Below are 17,401 nucleotides of genomic sequence, written 5' to 3'. Positions count from 1 at the left end.
TGCGACCCGGGGCGGGCGAGGGCCCGTGTGACAGACTGGGCCCGTGGAAATCGTGCTCATAGTCTCAGTCGTGGCCGCCCTGCTGCTGGGCGGCGTGCTCGTCGGCCTGCTGGATCGGCGCCCCGCCCCGCCGAAGGGCTCGTACCAGGGAGTGCGGGACGCGGACGACCCGCGCCCGAGTCCGCGGCACGCGGCCCCGTCGGGGTCCACCGCCGTCCTGGAGCGCCCCGAGGTCGACGAGGCGCCGGCCGTCATCGCCGAGCCGGAGCCCGCCGTCGTCGAGGAGGTGGAGACCGCCCCGGCGAAGCCCGAGTACGAGCGGCCCGAGGCCGCCGGCTCGCGCCTGGCCCGCCTGCGGGCCCGCCTGCTCAAGTCCAACAACGTCTTCGGCAAGGGCCTGCTGGCGCTGCTGTCTCAGGACCGCATCGATGACGACGTGTGGGACGAGATCGAGGAGACGCTGCTGATGGCGGACCTCGGCACCGAGCCCACCCTGGAGCTCGTCGACCGCCTCAAGGCCCGCGTCACGGTCGAGGGCACGCGTGACCCCGAGCAGGTGCGCACCCTGCTGCGTGAGGAGCTCGTGGCGATGGTGGACCCCTCGATGGACCGCCGTCTCGCCGCGACCCGCAGGGGCGACCGACCCGCCGTGACCATGGTCGTGGGCGTCAACGGCGTCGGCAAGACCACCACCGTGGGCAAGCTCGCCCGCGTGCTCGTGGCGGAGGACCGCACCGTCGTGCTCGGCGCAGCGGACACCTTCCGCGCCGCCGCTGCCGAGCAGCTCGCCACGTGGGGCGCCCGCGTGGGCGTCGAGACCGTCCGCTCCGAGAAGGAGGGCGCCGACCCGGCGTCCGTCGCCTTCGAGGCCGTGGAGCGCGGCATCGCCGAGGGCGTCGACGTCGTGCTCGTGGACACCGCGGGCCGCCTGCAGAACAAGGCCAACCTCATGGACGAGCTCGGCAAGATCAAGCGCGTCATCGAGAAACAGGCCGAGGTGGACGAGGTCCTGCTCGTCCTCGACGCCACCACGGGCCAGAACGGCCTGACCCAGGCGAAGGTGTTCGCCGAGGTCGTGGACGTCACCGGCATCGTGCTGACCAAGCTGGACGGCACCGCCAAGGGCGGCATCGTGATCGCCATCCAGCGCCAGCTCGGCGTGCCCGTCAAGCTGATCGGCCTCGGCGAGGGCCCCGACGACCTCGCGCCGTTCACCGCCGAGGGCTTCGTGGACGCGCTGCTGGCCGACTGACGTCCCGCACCCGGTCCAGGGCCCCTCCCGACGACGTCGGGAGGGGCCCTGTTCTGTCACGGAGACGTCATCGACGTGTGGCGTGGCCCACCCCTCCGGTATCGTCTCTCCATCGGTCCCGATCGGGGCCGGGCAGCGACGCCGCGGGACGGGCGTTCGCCCCCCGGCTCGCGGCCCGGACCGAAGGAGACCCCCATGGAGGAGTCGAACGTCCTGGACGCAGGGACAGTGTGGATGATGACGAGCGCGGCGATGGTCCTGCTCATGACACCCGGACTGGCCATCTTCTACGGCGGCATGACCCGCGCGAAGTCCTCGCTCAACATGATCATGATGTCCTTCGTCTCGATGGGCCTCGTCGGAGTCGTCTGGGTTCTGTGGGTCCACGGGATGACCGGCGGCGACGGGTGGGCCGGGGTGGTGGGGAACCCCGCCGGTGACCTCGGGCTGACCGGCACGATGGCCGAGGGCGGGCTCGTCGCCGCGGCCTACGGCGCCACCTTCGCGATCATCGCGGTCGCCCTCATCTCCGGCGCGGTGGCCGACCGGTTCAAGTTCGTCACGTGGTGCGTCTTCGTGCCCGTCTGGACCACCGTCGTCTACGCCCCGCTGGCCTACATGGTGTGGGGCGGCGGGCTCCTCTCCGCGGACGGCGCCATCGGCGCCCGCCTGGGGGAGGCCCTCGACTTCGCCGGCGGGCTCGTGGTGCACATCAGCGCCGGCGTGGCCGCCCTCGTGCTCGCGCTGCTGCTGGGCAAGCGCCACGGCTTCGGCGTGGACCCCGGCCACCGGCCGCACAACGTCCCGTTCACCATGCTCGGCGCGGCCCTGCTGTGGTTCGGTTGGTTCGGGTTCAACGGGGGCGCGGCGGGCGGCGTCGACGAGCTCGGACTGATCTGGGTGGACACCCTCGCCGCCGGCGCCGCCGGCATGCTCGGCTGGGTGTTCGTGGAGTGGCTGCGCCGCGGCCGGCCGACCTCGATCGGCACCGCCTCCGGGATCGTCTCGGGCCTGGTCGCCATCACGCCCGCGTGCGCCTATGTGAGCCCCCTGGGGGCCGTGGTGATCGGCCTGGTCTCCGGTGCGGCCAGCGCGCTCGCGGTCAACCTCAAGTACCGCCTCGGCTTCGACGATTCGCTCGACGTCGTCGGCGTGCACCTCACCGCCGGCATCCTGGGCACCGTGCTGATCGGCTTCTTCGCCCTGCCGGACGAGGGCCGGGCGGGCCTGTTCTACGGCGGAGACGCCGGTCTCCTGGTGGCCCAGACGGTGGCCGTGCTCGTCGCCGTGGTCTTCACCGCCGTGGTGACCACGGTCATCGCCCTGGTCCTGCGCGGGACCATGGGCCTGCGAGTGAGCAAGGAGGACGAGGAGCGGGGCGTCGATCTGACCCTGCACGACGAGTCGGCCTACGACGTCGGCTTCGGCGGGGTGCCCGTCCCCGCGGAGGCGCGGTGAGCCGCCGCGGACGGGTGAGGCCGGTCGGTTGCTAGGCTTGGCGGGCGCCGCGGTGGATGCCGCGGCGCCCGCGACCGACCGCGTCCGGATCAGTCGACCCCGCTTCGAAGGATCACACCCGCCGTGTTCAACTCCCTGTCCGACCGCCTCACAGCCACCTTCCGCAGCCTCAAGGGTAAGGGGCGGCTGAGCGAGGCGGACATCGACGCCACCGCACGCGAGATCCGCCGCGCCCTCCTGGACGCCGACGTGGCCGTGCCCGTGGTCCGCCAGTTCATCGCGCAGATCAAGGAGCGCGCCCTCGGCGCCGAGGTGGCCCAGGCCCTGAACCCGGGCCAGCAGGTCGTGAAGATCGTCAACGAGGAGCTCGTGGGCATCCTCGGCGGCGAGACCCGGCGCATCCAGCACGCCAAGACGGGCACCACCGTCATCATGCTCGTGGGCCTGCAGGGCGCCGGCAAGACGACCCTCGCCGGCAAGCTCGCCCACCTGCTCAAGTCCCAGGGCCACACCCCGCTGCTCGTGGCCTGCGACCTCCAGCGTCCGAACGCCGTGAAGCAGCTGCAGGTCGGCGGCGAGCGCGCCGGGGTCCCGGTCTACGCGCCGCACCCCGGCGTCTCCTCCGAGTTCGAGGCCGCCACGGGCGACCCGGTGCAGGTGGCCCGCGACGGCGTCGCCGAGGCCAACACCAAGTACCACGACGTGGTCATCATCGACACCGCCGGCCGCCTCGGCGTGGACGCCGAGCTCATGCAGCAGGCCGCGGACATCCGCGCCGCCGTGGACCCGGACGAGGTGCTCTTCGTCATCGACGCGATGATCGGCCAGGACGCCGTCGCCACGGCCCAGGCGTTCAACGAGGGCGTCGGCTTCACCGGCGTCGTGCTCACCAAGCTCGACGGCGACGCGCGCGGCGGCGCCGCGCTGTCCGTCCGCCACGTGACCGGCAAGCCGATCATGTTCGCCTCCACGGGCGAGGGCCTGAAGGACTTCGAGGTCTTCCACCCGGACCGCATGGCCTCGCGCATCCTCGACATGGGCGACGTGCTCTCCCTGATCGAGCAGGCCGAGCAGAACTGGGACCGCAGCGAGGCCGAGAAGATGGCCCGCAAGTTCGCGGACCAGGAGGACTTCACCCTCGACGACTTCCTCGCCCAGATGCAGCAGCTCAAGAAGATGGGCTCGCTGAAGAAGATGCTCATGATGATGCCGGGCGCCCAGGGCATGCGGCAGCAGCTCGAGCAGTTCGACGAGTCGTCGATCGGCCGCGTCGAGGCGATCATCCACTCGATGACCCCGCACGAGCGCGTGGCCCCCAAGATCATCAACGGCTCGCGCCGTGCCCGCATCGCCCGCGGTTCGGGCGTGAGCGTGTCGGAGGTCAACGGCCTGCTCGAGCGCTTCGCGGAGGCGCAGAAGATGATGAAGCGCATGGCCGCCGGCGGTGGCATCCCGGGCATGCCCGGGATGCCGGGCGGCGCCTCCCGCAAGGCGAAGGGCAAGGGCAAGAACGCGAAGCGCGATCGCGTGAAGTCCGGCAACCCGGCCAAGGCTGCGGCCGAGCGCAAGGCGATCGAGGAGCGGCGCGCCCGCGCCGCCCAGGCGCAGGCCGGGGCGGTGTTCGGCCGCGACGGCGCGGGCATGGAGGGCTTCGACCCGTCCACCCTCAACCTGCCGGCGGGCTTCGAGAAGTACCTCAAGGACCGCTGAGCCGCCCGCTGCCCGGTCGCGGCGCGCCGGGTGTGCACCGGCCCGCCCGATCTGGCAGAATGGCACGGTACTGAGCGTGAGCCCGGACGACCCTCTATCCTCCGCTGCGCTCCGTTCCGTGTGCCAGGTCGTCGACGCCCGCTGCCCCCACGCGGCGTCGTGCCCCGGCCCCCCAGATCCACTGAAGGAGAACCACACTCGTGGCTGTCAAGATTCGTCTGAAGCGGTTCGGCAAGATCCGCGCCCCGTTCTACCGCGTCGTCGTCATGGACTCGCGCACCCGCCGCGATGGCCGTGCCATCGAGGAGATCGGCAAGTACCACCCCACCGAGGAGCCCTCGTTCATCGAGATCGACTCGGAGCGCGCCCAGTACTGGCTCTCCGTCGGCGCCCAGCCGACCGAGCAGGTCGCCGCGCTGCTGAAGGTCACCGGTGACTGGCAGAAGTTCAAGGGCGAGTCGGGCGCCGAGGGCACCCTGAAGTCCAAGTCCGAGAAGGAGGCCTTCGTGGCCCCCGAGAAGGGCTCGGTCATCCTGCCGGAGGAGCCGAAGCAAGAGGAGGCCCCGGCCGAGTCCGAGCAGGCCGCCGAGGCCCCGGCCGAGGAGGCCGCTGAGGCGCCGGCCGAGGACGCCGAGAAGTCCGAGTGACCATGCTGACCGAGGCCCTCGAGCACCTGGTGCGCGGCATCGTGGACACGCCCGAGGCGGTCCGCGTGGACGCCCGCTCCCAGCGGCGCGGCGACATGCTGGAGGTCCGCGTGGCCCCCGAGGACCTGGGTCGCGTGATCGGCCGCCAGGGTCGCACCGCCACCGCGCTGCGCACCGTGCTGGACGGCCTGGCCGGCCACCCCGTCCGCGTGGACGTGGTGGAGACCGACCGCCGCTCCTGACGGCCCGTGACGCACGGCCCGCCCGCCCCTCACCGGGCCGGCGGGCCGTCGTCGTCCTCCGGCCTGGACGTTCAGCCCCGAGCCTGGAGCTCCCGCTCGGTGGCCAGCCGGTAGCCGTGCCCGCGGACGGTGACGATCCGGTGTGCGCCCAGCTTGGCGCGCAGGTACCGCACGTACACGTCCACCACGTTCGATCCTGGTTCGGATTCGCCGCCCCACACCGCGGCCAGCAGCTGGGCGCGGCTGAGCACGAGGGCGGGGCTGCGCAGGAACTCCTCGGTCAGCGCGAACTCCCGCTCGGACAGATCCACCGTGGCACCGGCCACCGTGACGAGCCGGCGGGCGGTGTCCAGCTCGAGGTCGCCGTGCCGCAGCCGGGTCACCGGGGCGTCGGCCGGGGCCGGGGCGGACCCGGCCGCACGCAGCCGCAGCCGCACCCGGGCGAGCAGCTCGGCGAAGCGGAACGGCTTGGGCATGTAGTCGTCCGCGCCGGAGGTCAGGCCGGCCACGGTGTCCTGGGTGGAGGAGCGGGCCGTGAGGATGATCACGGGCAGCTCCGGCTCCTGCCGCCGGATCCGTTCGAGCACCTCGAAGCCGTCCAGATCCGGCAGGCCGAGGTCGAGGATGACCAGGTCGAAGGCGCCGGTCATCGCCAGGGCGATGCCCTCGGTGCCCGTGGTCGCGGTGGTGACGGCATAGCCCTCCGCGGTGAAGCCCTTGGTGACGAAGGCGGCGATGCGCTCCTCGTCCTCGATCAGCAGCAGCGGGATCACGGGCGCGCCCCCTCCTGCCCGGCCGGGCGCTCGTCCTGGGTGGCTGCCGGCCGCAGCGGGATCTCCATGGTGAACATGCTCCCCGTCTCCGGGATGCTGTCCAAACGCACGTGTCCTCCGTGACCCTCCACGATCGAGGCCACGATCGACAGTCCCAGTCCGGACCCGTCCGCGCGCCGGCCGTGGGCGCCGCGGCAGAAGCGTTGGAAGATCACCTCGCGGTCCTCGGGCCGGACGCCGACGCCCTCGTCACGCACCCACATCCGCAGCGTGTCGCCGACGATCTCGGAGCCCAACCCCACCGTCGAACCGGGCGCGGAGTAGCGGACCGCGTTCGAGGCCAGCTGCAGCCACGCCTGGGTCAGTCGCTGCGCGTCCAGCACCGCGACCGTCTCCGCGACGCCCTCCAGCCGCCACTGCTGGTCACCCAGGCCCCGGGCCTGGTCCACCACCGCGGCGGTCAGGTCGCCGACGTCGGTCGGTGCCGGACGCAGGAAGTCCGGGCGCTCAGTCGAGGCCAGCGTGACCAGGTCCGAGACGAGCCGGCCCATGCGCTCCAGCTCGTCCTGGGCCAGGCGGGTGCTGTCCCGCACGTCCTGCGGGTCGTCCGGGTCCATCACCTCCAGGTGGCCCTGGACGATCGTCAGCGGCGTGCGCATCTCGTGTCCGATGTCGTCCAGCAGTCGCCGTTGGGAGGCGAAGGAGGCCTGGAGCCGGCCCAGCATGGCGTTGAAGCTGTGGCCGAGCGCGGCGACGTCGTCCTCGCCGGCGACGGCCACCCGCCGGCCCAGGTCGTGCTCGGAGACCTCGGCCACGGTGTCCCGCAGGGCCTCCAGCGGCGCGAAGACACCGCGCAGCAGGGGCACGCCCAGCAGGATGGAGAGCAGCGTGGACAGGGCCGCCACCGCCAGATAGCCCTGGAAGATCGATTTCAGGCGCTGGGCCTCGGCGTCCATGTCGAAGGCCAGCAGCAGGGCGCCGACGTCGTCGGGGGTGCGCCCGCCCACCGGGACGACGACGGCGCGGTAGAGCGCGGTCGCGGTCTGGACGTCGTCGATGATCACCGATTCGGACCGCACCCGATCCAGCCCCCAGGCCACCAGCTCCGGGTCTCGTTCCAGGCGCAGCTCGACGGCGTCGGAGGCCCCGAGCGTGGCGCGTCCCTCACCGAGGCCGAGCATCCCCTCGTTGTCCAGGGTCCCCACCCGCACCATCGCCACCCGGATCAGCTCCTCGGCCTCGTCCACCGGCTCGCCCGTCTCCGGCACGACCCCGGTGGAGGCCAGCAGCTGCACCTGTTCGACGCTGCGCTCCAGGCTCTCGTCCACCTGCTCGTGCAGCCCGACGCGCAGGAACCGGTACGCGGTGACCCCGGAGACGGCGAGGGCGATCCCCAGCACCGTGGCCAGCAGCAGCGTGAGCCGGGTCCGGACCGGCAGCCGGCGCCAGCGCCTCAGCACGGGCTCAGCGCCCCCGTGCGAGCCGCGGCTCAGTCGTCGTCCTGCTCGTCGTCATCATCGTCATCATCGTCATCGTCGTCGTCCTCCGGGCCGTCGTCGTCTCCGTCATCCTCCCCACCGGCGGCCGTCCCGTCCAACGGTGTGGGGGAGGACACCTGGGCCGGCACCCGGGGCAGGGACGGGGAGGCCTGCCGGGTGGACGACGCGGCGGTGCGCGCCGCCGGCGTCCTGGGGGAGGAGCCGGCGGGATCGGCGGACTTCGCCGGGGCAGAGGTGGTCGTCGGGGCGGTCCTGGCCGGGGTGGGGGTGGCCGACGTCGGGGCCGGCGTGGACGTGGCCGGCCGATCGGTGCGAGGCGCCGCGGACGTCGAGGAGGGCGAGGACGTGCCCGGGGTGCCGGAGGCCTGCTCGGACGGGGACGCCGAGGACGCCGACGGGGTCGGTTCCAGCACGATCTGCGGACCGACAACCTCTCTGCCGGACCGATCGGAAGGCCCCAGGAGCAGGACCGCGCCGACGATGGCGACAAGGGACAGGACCAGGGCGAGGGCGAGACGGGCGGAGCGGGACATGCGTCCCATGATCGCCCTCGATCGTGAGGAACGGATGAGAGCGATGCCCCTTCTCATCCGGCTTTCACGTGGGCTTGCTGTGATGCTTCTGCCGCCGGACGGTGGCCGCCGAGGCGGTCTCCCACGGACGGCCCGCCCGCCGCGCCGGCCGGCGGTACCCCCGCGACGAGGAGTCACCGTGAAGACCGCGACGTCCGACCTGTTCACCACCCTGTCCGCCGAGCTGGAGGAGAAGTACCGCCACCTGGTCGACCGCCCGGCCGAGGGCGTCCGCGACGACGGCGTCCAGGACATGCCGCTGCAGGCTGAGCGCCTGCGCCGAGCCAAGATCTCCTACAACGCCCGTGCCCTCCACAGCTCCGCCCGCGCGGATGCCTACCAGGGCTACGGCGTGCGCCGCGGCCGCGGTGTCCGGCCCAGCTCCGGTGACCTCGTGCTCGCCCGGGTCGTGGCCATCGGGCAGCACAAGCGCCTGGAGTCCCACAACTCGCGCCGCCGCAGCCTCTTCCTCGGGGACGAGGTCATCGTGGCCTACGGCGCCCGCTACGCCCCGGACCAGTTCCTGGCCGAGACGCCGGAGGACCTGTGCTACACCCACCTCGTGGCCGCCGGCGGCGTGGCGGGCAAGGTCGTGGAGCGCCATGAGCGCATCGACCCGGCCACCATGCTGGAGCCGATCGGCCTGATCACCCACGGCGGGGAGGTCGTCACGATGACCGGGAACGCCGAGCACGAGGTCCAGGACTGGACCCGGGGTCGGGACGCGCTCGCCGAGGACGGACCCACCGTGGTGGTCGTGTTCGGCTCGTCCATGAACTCCGGCAAGTCCACCACCGTCGGCTGCCTGGTCAACGGCCTCGTCCACGCCGGGCTGAAGGTGCACGCGGGCAAGGCCACCGGCACCGGTGCCGGCAACGACGCCGGCCTGTTCCGGGACTCCGGGGCCGACGTCGTCGTGGACTTCACCGACTTCGGCCTGCCCTCCACGTTCAAGCTGCCGCTGCTGCAGATCAAGGACGTGGTGTTCTCCATGGCGGCGACCCTCGCCGAGGGGGACCCGGATGTGGTGGTCATCGAGATCGCCGACGGCATCTACCAGGGGGAGACTGCCGGTCTCGTGGCCGACCCCGACTTCGGCCGGCTCACGGATGTCGTGCTGTTCGCCTGCGGGGAGGCCCTGTCCGCCGCCGCGGGCGCCGGGGTGCTCACCGCCGCCGGGCTGCCTCTGGCTGCCGTCTCCGGGCTGCTCACGTCCTCGCCGCTGATCACCCGCGAGGCCGCCGAGGTCGTCTCCGTGCCGATCATCCCCACCTACGACCTGTGCGATGCCGAGGTGGCCCGGCAGGTCATCAGCGCCGACCGGACGGCCCAGCTCGCGTGAGCTCCGTGCTCCCCTCGCTGCTGAGCGGACGACGCCGGATCCTGCTGGCCTCCCTCGCCGGCCTCGGCCTGGTCCAGGCGGCGATCTCGGTCCTCGTGGCCGTCCTGACCCCGCGGCTGCTGGCCGCGGGGTCGGGGGCCTGGGGTCTGGCGGCGAGCCTGCTCGGGGCGGCCCTGCTGGTCGGGGCCGCCCGGATCGGTGAGCGGGTGCTCGCCGAGGACCTCGGCCAGGACTACGTGCGGGAGACCCGCCGGCTGCTGGTGACCAGCGCCCTCGTGCCGGCCGGCTCCACCAGTCTGGGCACCACGATCGCCCGCACGACCAACGACCTGACCGCGGTGCGGAACTGGATCGCCCTGGGGGTGAGCCCCATCGTGGTCGGGGCGCCCCTGATCCTGGGGACCGTGGGCGGACTGTTCGTGCTGCTGCCGCCGCTGGGCTTGGCGGCGGCCGCGGTGCTGGCCGTGCACTTCCTCGCCCTGTGGCTGCTCTCCCGGGTGTTCTACCGCCGGGCGGTGGCCGTGCGACGGGTGCGCGGCCGGATGGCCGGTCATGTGGCGGACACCGTCACCGCTGCCGAGGCGATCCGCACCTCCGGCGGGGTCAAGCGGGAGGTCGGGCGCGTAGACCGGATCTCCGAACAGCTGCAGGAGGCCGCCCACCGGCGGGCCGTGGTCTCCGGCGCGATGCGCGGCTCGGCGGCGTCCATCACCACGCTGCTGGGGGTGCTGGTCGCCGTCGTCGGCGGCGTGGTCGGCGCCACCGGGGCGGAGGTGACCACCGCCGTGTTCATCGCCGGCATGCTCGGACCCCCCGTCACCGAACTGGGCCGGGTCGGCGAGCACCGCCCGAACTTCAACGCCGCGGCGCGGATCATCGGGCCCGTGATCGAGAACGCCCGGGAGCACGAGCGGCGCGAACGCCGCCGGAAGCGGGAGCGCGACCGGCTGCGCCACCACGGTGACCAGCCCGGACTCACCCGCGGCGCCGTCCACGTGGCAGACCTGCGGGACGCCGAGGGGACGGTGCCTGACCTGGTGGCCATGCCCGGCTCCCGAGTGCTGCTCACCGGGGCCTCCCCGCAGCGTATCGACTGGGTCTGCCGCGAGATCACCGGGGACGTGGCCGACTCCACGGCCTGGGTGACCGTGGCCGGGCGGCATCTGCACGCCATGCCGACCCGGCACCGCCGCACACTCGTCGGCGTGGCCGCCCGGGACGTGCCCCTGCCGCGCGGCTCGATCGACCGGACGGTCCGCTACCGGGTGCCCGGCGACGACGAGACCACGCACGCCCTGCTGGAACGAGTGGGCATGGCCGAGCGGGTGGACCGACTCCCGCAGGGCCACCGCACCACCCTGCGCCGCGGCGGCGAGCCCCTCTCCGGAGGCGAACGGGCCCTGCTGAAGCTCGCCCGGGCCGTGGCCGATGACCCGCCCCTGCTCGTGCTCGACCACATCGAGGACCCGCTGGACGCCGAGGACCGCGAGGTGCTGGCCGGGATCCTGCGGGACTACCCCGGCTGCGTGATCCTGCGCAGCACCCACCCCGAGCAGCTGCTGGACCACTACGACGTCTGGAACGTCGACGAACTGTCCCGCACCCGGGTGCGCGCCCTGCCCCGCAGCGGCACCGACACCCACGGGCTGCGGCCCACCACGTGGCTCGCGGGCTCCGGACGCGACCCCTCCGGCCCGCCGGCGCAGCACTCCGCCGCCCAGCTCGCAGGCCTGCGGCACGCGACCGTGGACGACCGCCCCGACGATGAGGACGATGACGCATGACCCGCACGACGACGACCCGCCGGATCCCCACCGGCGGACGGTTCCGCATCGTGGGCTGGACCGTGCTCACCGCCGCGGTCGGCACGGCCCTGCTGCTGACCACCCTGACCCTGGCCCTGCGCTGGACCGCCGACGAGGACGTCCACCGCGCCCTGACCCGGGACCACGAGGCGGTGGCCGCCTTCGCCCGCGAGGGCCGCGACCCCCACACCGGGGAACCGGCCACCGACCCCGAACGCTTCGTGGACCTCTACGTCGACCGCCACCGGGCCGATCCGACCGAACTGGTCATCGGCGGCACCGCCGGGGACCCGGACCGCCGGGAGAGCGTCGGCGTCGACGCCGTGTCCCTGGCCGACCTCGCGCCCGACACCCGCCAGGCCCTGCTGGCCCCGGACGGAGGCGGCACCATGACCGACCCCGTCCACGGGCCCGTGACCTGGACCAACGTGCAGGTGAAGGCCGGGGACCGCACCGGGCACGTGGTCGTGGCCGTGTTCCGGCAGACCGGCAACGACGTGCTCGCCCGTCAGGGTCTGCTGCTGGGACTGCTCGCCCTCGGGTCCCTGGCCGCCACGGGCGCCGCCGCCTGGGCCGCCGCCGGCCGATTCCTCGACCACACCGCCGAGTTCGACGACGCGGTGCGACGCGCCCTGGACACCCCCGAGCCGCGGCCGCTGCCTGAGGAGGGCTCCGCCGAGTACCGCGAGCTCGCCCGGGGGACCAACGCGCTGCTGCGCCGGGCCGGGCAGGGGCTGCGGCAGGAGCGCCGCTTCACCGAGGACGTGGCCTTCGCCCTGCGCACCCCGCTCACCGTGCTCGAGGAGGGTCTGCGCCACCCCGGCGCGACCCCGCAGCAGCGGGACGCCACCCGGGACAGGCTCGCCGCGGAGGCCACGCGGGTGCGCGAACTCGTGGACGGACTCGTCACCCTCGTCCGCCTCGACCGGCAGGACACGGGGGCCGAACCCGGGCCGGTCGACGTCGCCGCCCTCGCCGCCACCGCCGCACAGTCCTGGCACGCCCGGTCCGCCGCCGAAGGCCCCGAGCCCGAGGTGGACACGGCAGGGGAGGAGACCGCGCTCGCGGACGCGCCCGCGTTCGTCGAGGCCCTCGAGCATGTGCTGAAGAACGCCCGCGACGCCGCCCCGGACCCCGTACAGGCCCGGATCCGGCTGCGCGTGCACAGTGTGAGCGAGGACGAGGACCGGTGGGTCGCCGTCGACGTCGAGGACGAGGGCCGCGGCGTGCCCGAGGACGAGCGCGACCTGGTGCTGCGCCGCCTCGCGGCCGCGTCGAACGACCCCGATCCTGGCAACGGCCTGGGCCTGCCGATCACCGCCGGCCTGCTGGCCGGGATGGGTGGACGGCTGCGCCTGGCGGAGACCGAGGACGGCCGGACGCGGGTGCGCCTGCTGCTGCGGCCGGCCCCGGAGGCGGACTGGGCTCCGCGAGCGCCTGTCCGCCTCAGCTCTGCCCGGCGCGGGTGTGCAGCCCGGACGGGGGCGCGCGGCCTCGCGTGATCTACTGAGGGGGGTCGAATCCGTCCCCCGACCGGCAGGAGAACGCATGGGCCACAGCCCCACCCCATCCGCAGCCGACGCGCTCGTCCGCGTCGCCCGCATCGGCAAGCCGCACGGCATCCGCGGCGAGGTGACCGTGCAGGTCTTCACCGACGACCCGGACGCCCGCTTCGCCCCCGGCGAGCGCCTCGTGGTGCGCGACGGCGCCCCGGGCCTTCCGGCGGAGCTCACCGTCACCCGGGCCCGGTGGAACAAGCAGATCCTCGTGGTCGGCTTCGAGGAGTCGCCGGACCGCAACGTCGCCGAGACCCTGCGCGGCGCCCAGCTGTTCGCCGTTCCCGCCGCGCCCGAGGAGTCCGACGAGTGGTACGAGGAGGACCTCGTGGACCTCGAGGTGCGGGTCGACGGCGAGCGCGTCGGCGTCGTCACGGCCCTGACCACCGGGGCGGTCCAGGATCTGCTGCACGTCGCGTTGGACGGCGTCGAGGAGGAGGCCCTGGTGCCCTTCGTCGAGGAGATCGTCCCGGAGATCGACCCCGAGGCCGGCGTGCTCGTGCTGACCCCGCCGCCGGGGCTGCTCGAACTCGCCGCCGGCGAGGACGGGGACGCCGCAGACGGGCCCGCCGATGCGGATGCGGAGGACTGAGCGGTGCGCTTCGACGTCGTCACGATCTTCCCCGAGTACCTCGCGGTGCTCGACGTCTCGCTGCTGGGCCGTGCCCGCCGCGAGGGCCTCGTGGACGTGCACGTCCACGACCTGCGCGACTTCACCTTCGACCGGCACCGCACCGTGGACGACACGCCCTACGGCGGCGGCGCCGGCATGGTGATGAAACCCGAGCCGTGGGCGCTCGCGCTCGAGCACGTGGCGGCCCAGGGGCCCGCGGCGCCGGCCCCCGCCGATCCGGTGTCGGCGGAGCCGGGGGACCGCCCCGTGCTGCTCGTGCCGACGCCCTCGGGGGAGCGCTTCACCCAGCGGTTCGCCCGCGAGCTGGCGGGCCGGGAGCACGTGGCGATCGCGTGCGGCCGCTACGAGGGCATCGACGAGCGCGTCTTCGGCTGGGCCGAGGAGCTCTTCGAGGTGCGGCTGGTCTCGCTGGGCGACTACGTGCTCAACGGCGGCGAGGTCGCGGCGCTGGCGATGATCGAGGCCGTCGGCCGCCTCGTGCCGGGCGTCGTGGGCAACCCGGCCTCGCTCGTCGAGGAGTCCCATGAGGACGGCCTGCTGGAGTACCCGGTCTACACCAAGCCCGCGGACTGGCGGGGCCGTGCGGTGCCGCCCGTGCTGCTCTCGGGCGACCACGGCAAGGTCGCGGCCTGGCGTCGGGCCCAGCAGGAGGAGCGCACGCGCGAGCGGCGACCGGACCTGTGGGCGGCGTACGGCTCCGAGGCCTGATCCGCCGCGCCCGACGGGCCGGGGCGTCGCGACGTCGTCGGCTGTGGCATAATGGATCCTCGTGTCCGCCGGACGCCCGACCTGCCACAGGGGGCGCGCGTCAACGGATCGGACCCCGGGACCGCACCCCACGTGCGGAGCCCGGCCCTCGGCTCGGGACCCGGCCCCCTCGTCATGCGGACGTGGACGGGCCGTGCGCCCGCATACCACGCGGTTGACCTGTGGCATCCGCCAGGAGAGACGACATGCACATTCTCGACTCGTTCGACAAGAAGACGCTGCGCGACGACATCCCGGAGTTCGCCCCCGGCGACACCGTCAAGGTGCACGTGAACATCATCGAGGGCAAGACCGCCCGCGTCCAGGTGTTCCAGGGCTACGTCATGGGCCGTCAGGGCTACGGCGTGCGCGAGACCTTCCGCGTCCGCAAGGTGTCCTTCGGCATCGGTGTGGAGCGCGTGTTCCCGGTGCACTCCCCGGTCATCGACAAGATCGAGGTCGTCACCAAGGGCGACGTGCGCCGCGCGAAGCTGTACTACATGCGCGACCGCCACGGCAAGGCCGCCCGCATCCGCGAGAAGCGCGCCGACGCCAAGTGATCATCCCGGTCGGCCCCGCCGACCGGTGATCGACCCATGCGCGCCTCGGAGCCCCGTGACCCCCGCCGGTCACGGGGCTCCGTCGCGTCCGGGGCCGGCTCCTCCTCGGGCCCGACGGCGACCCCCGCCTCCGGCGCGAGCCGCTGGTGGGCGAGGCTCGGCCTGACCGTGGTGGCCGCCGTCGTGGTGGCCGCGGTGCTGCGGGCCCTCACCGGCCCCGTCTACCTCATCCCCTCCGGGTCGATGGAGCCGACGCTGCAGCCCGGCGACCGCGTGCGGGTGGACGCCGCCGCGGTCGGCGGGCAGGGCCTGCACCACGGCGACGTGGTGGTGTTCGACGGCGCCGGCAGCCTGGCGCCGTACCGTTCGGCTGGATCGCTCGAGCGCGGCCTCGAGGACGTCGCCCGGTGGTGGGGTGTCGGCGCGGCCGAGGACGTGTTCGTCAAGCGCGTGCTGGCCCTGCCGGGGGACCGCCTCGAGTGCTGTGCCCCGGACGGCCGGCTGCTGCGCAACGGCGAGCCGCTGGACGAGCCGTATCTCGGCAGGCCCGTCACCGCGGACGAGCCGGCCGCGGCGGGGACCTGGTCCTTCGAGGTGCCCGACGGGCGCATGGTCGTCCTGGGCGACCACCGCGCCGCCTCCCGGGACTCCCGCGCACTGCTGGGCGCCCCCGGCGGCGGGCTCATCCCGCTCGAGCGGGTCGAGGGCCGGGCCGCGGAGATCGTGTGGCCACTGGCCCGCCGCGGGACCGTGGACGCCCCCGCCGGGGACACGCCGTGACGGGGCGCCGCACCGCGCTGATCGCCGCCGCCGTGACCGTGCTCGCCTGCGTGCTGGCGTGGGCCTTCCTGGCGCGCATGTACGCCATCCCGTCCTCGTCCATGGAGCCCGGGCTGCAGGCCGGCGACCGCGTGGTCGCCACGTTGCTCACCCCGGACCCGTTCCCGGTGCGCCGCGGTGACGTGGTGGTGTTCGAGGACACGAAGGGCTGGTTGCCCGGGGGCGGCCACGTGATCAAGCGGGCCGTCGGGCTGCCGGGGGACACCGTCTCCTGGACGCCCGGCGAGGAGACGCTGCGCGTGAACGGGGTGCCCGTCGACGAGCCGTACCTCGCGCCGGGGGAGACGCCCGCGCAGGAGGCGTTCGAGGTGACCGTGCCTGCGGGGCGGCTGTGGGTGCTCGGCGACCATCGTTCGGCGTCGGCCGACTCCCGCGCGCACCGCGCCGGGCCCGGGGGCGGGTTCGTGGCCCTCGACGACGTGGTGGGCCGCGCCCGGTTCGTGGTCTGGCCGCTGGACCGGATCGGCGGCGCCGGCGCCGACCCCGACGCGTTCGCCGCCGTGCCGGACGCGCCCGCGCCGGAGGAGCGCACGTGACTCCCCGCGGGAGCGGTGGCCGGCCGACGGTGCGCGCCGGCCTGGACGTCGAGGCGGGGCTGGCCGCGCCGGTCCTCGCCGCGCGGGGCGTGGACCGGGTGCTCGTGGCGGGCATGGACGAGGTGGGCCGGGGCGCACTGGCCGGGCCCGTCGTCGTCGGGGTGTGCGCCGCGTGGCTGCCCGCCGCGGGGCAGATCCCTCCGGTGCGCGACTCCAAGGCGCTCACGGACCGACGCCGGCGCGCGCTGGTCCCGCAGATCGAGGACTGGGCGGCCGGGGTGGCCCTGGGCGAGGCCGGCCCCGCGGAGATCGACGCGCTCGGGATCTCGGCGGCCCTCGGTCTCGCCGGGCGCCGGGCCTGGGCGGCGCTGTGCGCCGCGGTGGGGCAGGAGCCGGTCGCCCTCGTGCTCGACGGCCGGGACGACTGGCTGAGCCGCTCCGATCCCGACGCCGGCCCCGCGCCCGCGCCCCGTCCGTTGCCGCCCGTGCCCACGATGCTGGTGCGGGCCGAGGACCGGTGCGCGACGGTGGCGGCCGCGTCGATCGCCGCGAAGGTGGCCCGCGACGACGTCATGATCGCCCTCGACGCGGCGCACCCGGGGTACGGGTGGGCCGGGAACAAGGGGTACGGCTCAGCCGCGCACCGGGCCGCCCTGGCCGAGCGCGGGGCGAGCGAGCAGCACCGGCGCAGCTGGAACCTCGGGCTGCCGGGCGCGCCCGCGCAGGCGCCGCCCACGCTGTTCGACTGACTCCCCGGGGTCGGGCGCGGCCGCCCGTTCGACGTGCGACCCCCGGACGGGGGAGGATGGAGGCCGTGCGTGCCCGGACTGTCGCGGGTGCGCGGCGAACACTGAGGAGGCATGTCATGAGCGCAGACGACGTCGAGGACTTCGAGGCCGAGGCCGAGCTGCTGCTCTACCGCGAGTACCGGGACGTGGTGGGCCTGTTCCGCTACGTCGTGGAGACCGAGCGACGCTTCTACCTCGCCAACGACGTGCGGCTGACGCCCCGCCAGGCGGACGGAGACGTGTTCTTCGAGATCCTGCTCGAGGACGCCTGGGTGTGGGACGTGTACCGCACGCAGCGGTTCATCAAGCGCGTGAAGGTGCTGACCTTCAAGGACGTGAACATCGAGGAGCTGCCCACCGAGGACCTGACGGTCCCGCCGGACGGCCAGCTGCCGAGCTGACCCACCCCTGATCGGCCCTGAGGGCGGGGCGCCGACGTC

At 74.0% G+C, this 17,401-nt stretch carries 18 protein-coding genes and 1 pseudogene; 16 read left to right on the top strand and 3 right to left on the bottom strand.

Annotated elements, in window-relative coordinates:
• Positions 1 to 43: 43 nt before the first annotated feature.
• The 5 genes from ftsY (at position 44) to ACUXPL_RS04115 (ending at position 5,309) form a co-directional block, all read left to right on the top strand.
• The gene (gene ftsY, locus ACUXPL_RS04135; protein WP_179288545.1) at positions 44 to 1,252 is read left to right on the top strand and encodes a signal recognition particle-docking protein FtsY; all 1,209 of its coding nucleotides are present in this window, start codon (positions 44 to 46) and stop codon (positions 1,250 to 1,252) included.
• A 195-nt stretch (positions 1,253 to 1,447) separates the two neighbouring features.
• A complete protein-coding gene (locus tag ACUXPL_RS04130) occupies positions 1,448 to 2,710 on the top strand; it encodes an ammonium transporter (RefSeq protein ID WP_036381234.1) in 1,263 nt (420 codons plus the stop codon).
• A gap of 123 nt (positions 2,711 to 2,833) precedes the next feature.
• A complete protein-coding gene (ffh, locus tag ACUXPL_RS04125; RefSeq protein WP_180537348.1) occupies positions 2,834 to 4,420 on the top strand; it encodes a signal recognition particle protein in 1,587 nt (528 codons plus the stop codon).
• A 200-nt stretch (positions 4,421 to 4,620) separates the two neighbouring features.
• A complete protein-coding gene (gene rpsP, locus ACUXPL_RS04120; RefSeq protein ID WP_020628324.1) occupies positions 4,621 to 5,067 on the top strand; it encodes a 30S ribosomal protein S16 in 447 nt (148 codons plus the stop codon).
• Between the two features lie 2 nt (positions 5,068 to 5,069).
• Positions 5,070 to 5,309 carry an RNA-binding protein gene (locus ACUXPL_RS04115; RefSeq protein WP_029248213.1) on the top strand — a complete coding sequence of 80 codons (240 nt, stop codon included), beginning with the start codon at positions 5,070 to 5,072 and terminating at the stop codon, positions 5,307 to 5,309.
• A 71-nt stretch (positions 5,310 to 5,380) separates the two neighbouring features.
• Here the strand turns inward: ACUXPL_RS04115 and ACUXPL_RS04110 are convergent, their stop codons facing one another.
• Genes ACUXPL_RS04110 through ACUXPL_RS04100 form a run of 3 tightly spaced genes read right to left on the bottom strand, consistent with a single transcriptional unit; the run spans position 5,381 to position 8,114 of the window.
• On the bottom strand, positions 5,381 to 6,082 hold the full coding sequence (locus tag ACUXPL_RS04110; RefSeq protein ID WP_180537349.1) for a response regulator transcription factor: 702 nt from the start codon (positions 6,080 to 6,082) through the stop codon (positions 5,381 to 5,383).
• Positions 6,079 to 7,542 (bottom strand): sensor histidine kinase, encoded by a 1,464-nt coding sequence (locus ACUXPL_RS04105; protein WP_454182094.1) that lies wholly within the window; start codon positions 7,540 to 7,542, stop codon positions 6,079 to 6,081. The genes ACUXPL_RS04110 and ACUXPL_RS04105 overlap by 4 nt, the downstream gene beginning before the upstream one ends.
• 29 nt (positions 7,543 to 7,571) lie before the next feature.
• Entirely contained in the window at positions 7,572 to 8,114 is a 543-nt protein-coding gene (locus ACUXPL_RS04100) for a hypothetical protein (RefSeq protein ID WP_454182092.1), read from the bottom strand.
• A 178-nt stretch (positions 8,115 to 8,292) separates the two neighbouring features.
• On the opposite strand from ACUXPL_RS04100, the gene ACUXPL_RS04095 reads away from it, so the two are divergent.
• From ACUXPL_RS04095 to ACUXPL_RS04045, 11 genes and pseudogenes are all read left to right on the top strand, one after another.
• A complete protein-coding gene (locus ACUXPL_RS04095; protein ID WP_454182090.1) occupies positions 8,293 to 9,495 on the top strand; it encodes a DUF1611 domain-containing protein in 1,203 nt (400 codons plus the stop codon).
• A gap of 26 nt (positions 9,496 to 9,521) precedes the next feature.
• Positions 9,522 to 10,238 (top strand): annotated as a pseudogene (locus ACUXPL_RS04090) (ABC transporter transmembrane domain-containing protein); the annotation flags it as partial.
• 57 nt (positions 10,239 to 10,295) lie between these two features.
• Positions 10,296 to 11,279 (top strand): ATP-binding cassette domain-containing protein, encoded by a 984-nt coding sequence (locus ACUXPL_RS04085; RefSeq protein ID WP_454182424.1) that lies wholly within the window; start codon positions 10,296 to 10,298, stop codon positions 11,277 to 11,279.
• Positions 11,276 to 12,802 (top strand): sensor histidine kinase, encoded by a 1,527-nt coding sequence (locus ACUXPL_RS04080; RefSeq protein WP_454182088.1) that lies wholly within the window; start codon positions 11,276 to 11,278, stop codon positions 12,800 to 12,802. Before ACUXPL_RS04085 ends, ACUXPL_RS04080 begins: the two co-directional genes overlap by 4 nt.
• 46 nt (positions 12,803 to 12,848) lie before the next feature.
• A complete protein-coding gene (gene rimM / locus ACUXPL_RS04075) occupies positions 12,849 to 13,448 on the top strand; it encodes a ribosome maturation factor RimM (RefSeq protein ID WP_454182086.1) in 600 nt (199 codons plus the stop codon).
• A gap of 3 nt (positions 13,449 to 13,451) precedes the next feature.
• Positions 13,452 to 14,198: a tRNA (guanosine(37)-N1)-methyltransferase TrmD gene (gene trmD, locus ACUXPL_RS04070; RefSeq protein ID WP_454182084.1), complete on the top strand. Its 747-nt coding sequence runs from the start codon at positions 13,452 to 13,454 to the stop codon at positions 14,196 to 14,198.
• Between the two features lie 245 nt (positions 14,199 to 14,443).
• The gene (gene rplS / locus ACUXPL_RS04065; RefSeq protein WP_002853821.1) at positions 14,444 to 14,797 is read left to right on the top strand and encodes a 50S ribosomal protein L19; all 354 of its coding nucleotides are present in this window, start codon (positions 14,444 to 14,446) and stop codon (positions 14,795 to 14,797) included.
• Between the two features lie 36 nt (positions 14,798 to 14,833).
• Complete coding sequence (lepB, locus tag ACUXPL_RS04060) at positions 14,834 to 15,577, top strand: signal peptidase I (protein WP_454182082.1); 744 nt, start codon at positions 14,834 to 14,836, stop codon at positions 15,575 to 15,577.
• Positions 15,574 to 16,173, top strand: a complete 600-nt coding sequence (lepB, locus tag ACUXPL_RS04055; RefSeq protein ID WP_454182080.1) for a signal peptidase I — start codon at positions 15,574 to 15,576, stop codon at positions 16,171 to 16,173. Before lepB (ACUXPL_RS04060) ends, lepB (ACUXPL_RS04055) begins: the two co-directional genes overlap by 4 nt.
• A complete protein-coding gene (locus tag ACUXPL_RS04050) occupies positions 16,170 to 16,922 on the top strand; it encodes a ribonuclease HII (protein ID WP_454182078.1) in 753 nt (250 codons plus the stop codon). Before lepB (ACUXPL_RS04055) ends, ACUXPL_RS04050 begins: the two co-directional genes overlap by 4 nt.
• A 116-nt stretch (positions 16,923 to 17,038) precedes the next feature.
• Positions 17,039 to 17,362 (top strand): DUF2469 domain-containing protein, encoded by a 324-nt coding sequence (locus tag ACUXPL_RS04045; protein WP_002853817.1) that lies wholly within the window; start codon positions 17,039 to 17,041, stop codon positions 17,360 to 17,362.
• The last annotated feature ends 39 nt before the right edge of the window (positions 17,363 to 17,401 follow it).

The organism is Micrococcus sp. 140720015-1, from assembly GCF_053627595.1.
The sequence above is the reverse complement of the archived record's forward strand: the minus strand, read 5'-3'. Positions and strand labels throughout refer to the sequence as shown.

What these genes read in the sequence shown, in the direction of transcription:
- rplS (WP_002853821.1), top strand. Translation starts at nt 14,444, where the DNA reads ATGCACATTCTCGACTCGTTCGACAAGAAGACGCTGCGCGACGACATC.
- ACUXPL_RS04115 (WP_029248213.1), top strand. Translation starts at nt 5,070, where the DNA reads ATGCTGACCGAGGCCCTCGAGCACCTGGTGCGCGGCATCGTGGACACG.
- ACUXPL_RS04100 (WP_454182092.1), bottom strand. Translation starts at nt 8,114, where the DNA reads ATGTCCCGCTCCGCCCGTCTCGCCCTCGCCCTGGTCCTGTCCCTTGTC.
- rimM (WP_454182086.1), top strand. Translation starts at nt 12,849, where the DNA reads ATGGGCCACAGCCCCACCCCATCCGCAGCCGACGCGCTCGTCCGCGTC.
- ACUXPL_RS04085 (WP_454182424.1), top strand. Translation starts at nt 10,296, where the DNA reads ATGCTCGGACCCCCCGTCACCGAACTGGGCCGGGTCGGCGAGCACCGC.
- ACUXPL_RS04045 (WP_002853817.1), top strand. Translation starts at nt 17,039, where the DNA reads ATGAGCGCAGACGACGTCGAGGACTTCGAGGCCGAGGCCGAGCTGCTG.
- lepB (WP_454182082.1), top strand. Translation starts at nt 14,834, where the DNA reads ATGCGCGCCTCGGAGCCCCGTGACCCCCGCCGGTCACGGGGCTCCGTC.
- ACUXPL_RS04130 (WP_036381234.1), top strand. Translation starts at nt 1,448, where the DNA reads ATGGAGGAGTCGAACGTCCTGGACGCAGGGACAGTGTGGATGATGACG.
- ACUXPL_RS04080 (WP_454182088.1), top strand. Translation starts at nt 11,276, where the DNA reads ATGACCCGCACGACGACGACCCGCCGGATCCCCACCGGCGGACGGTTC.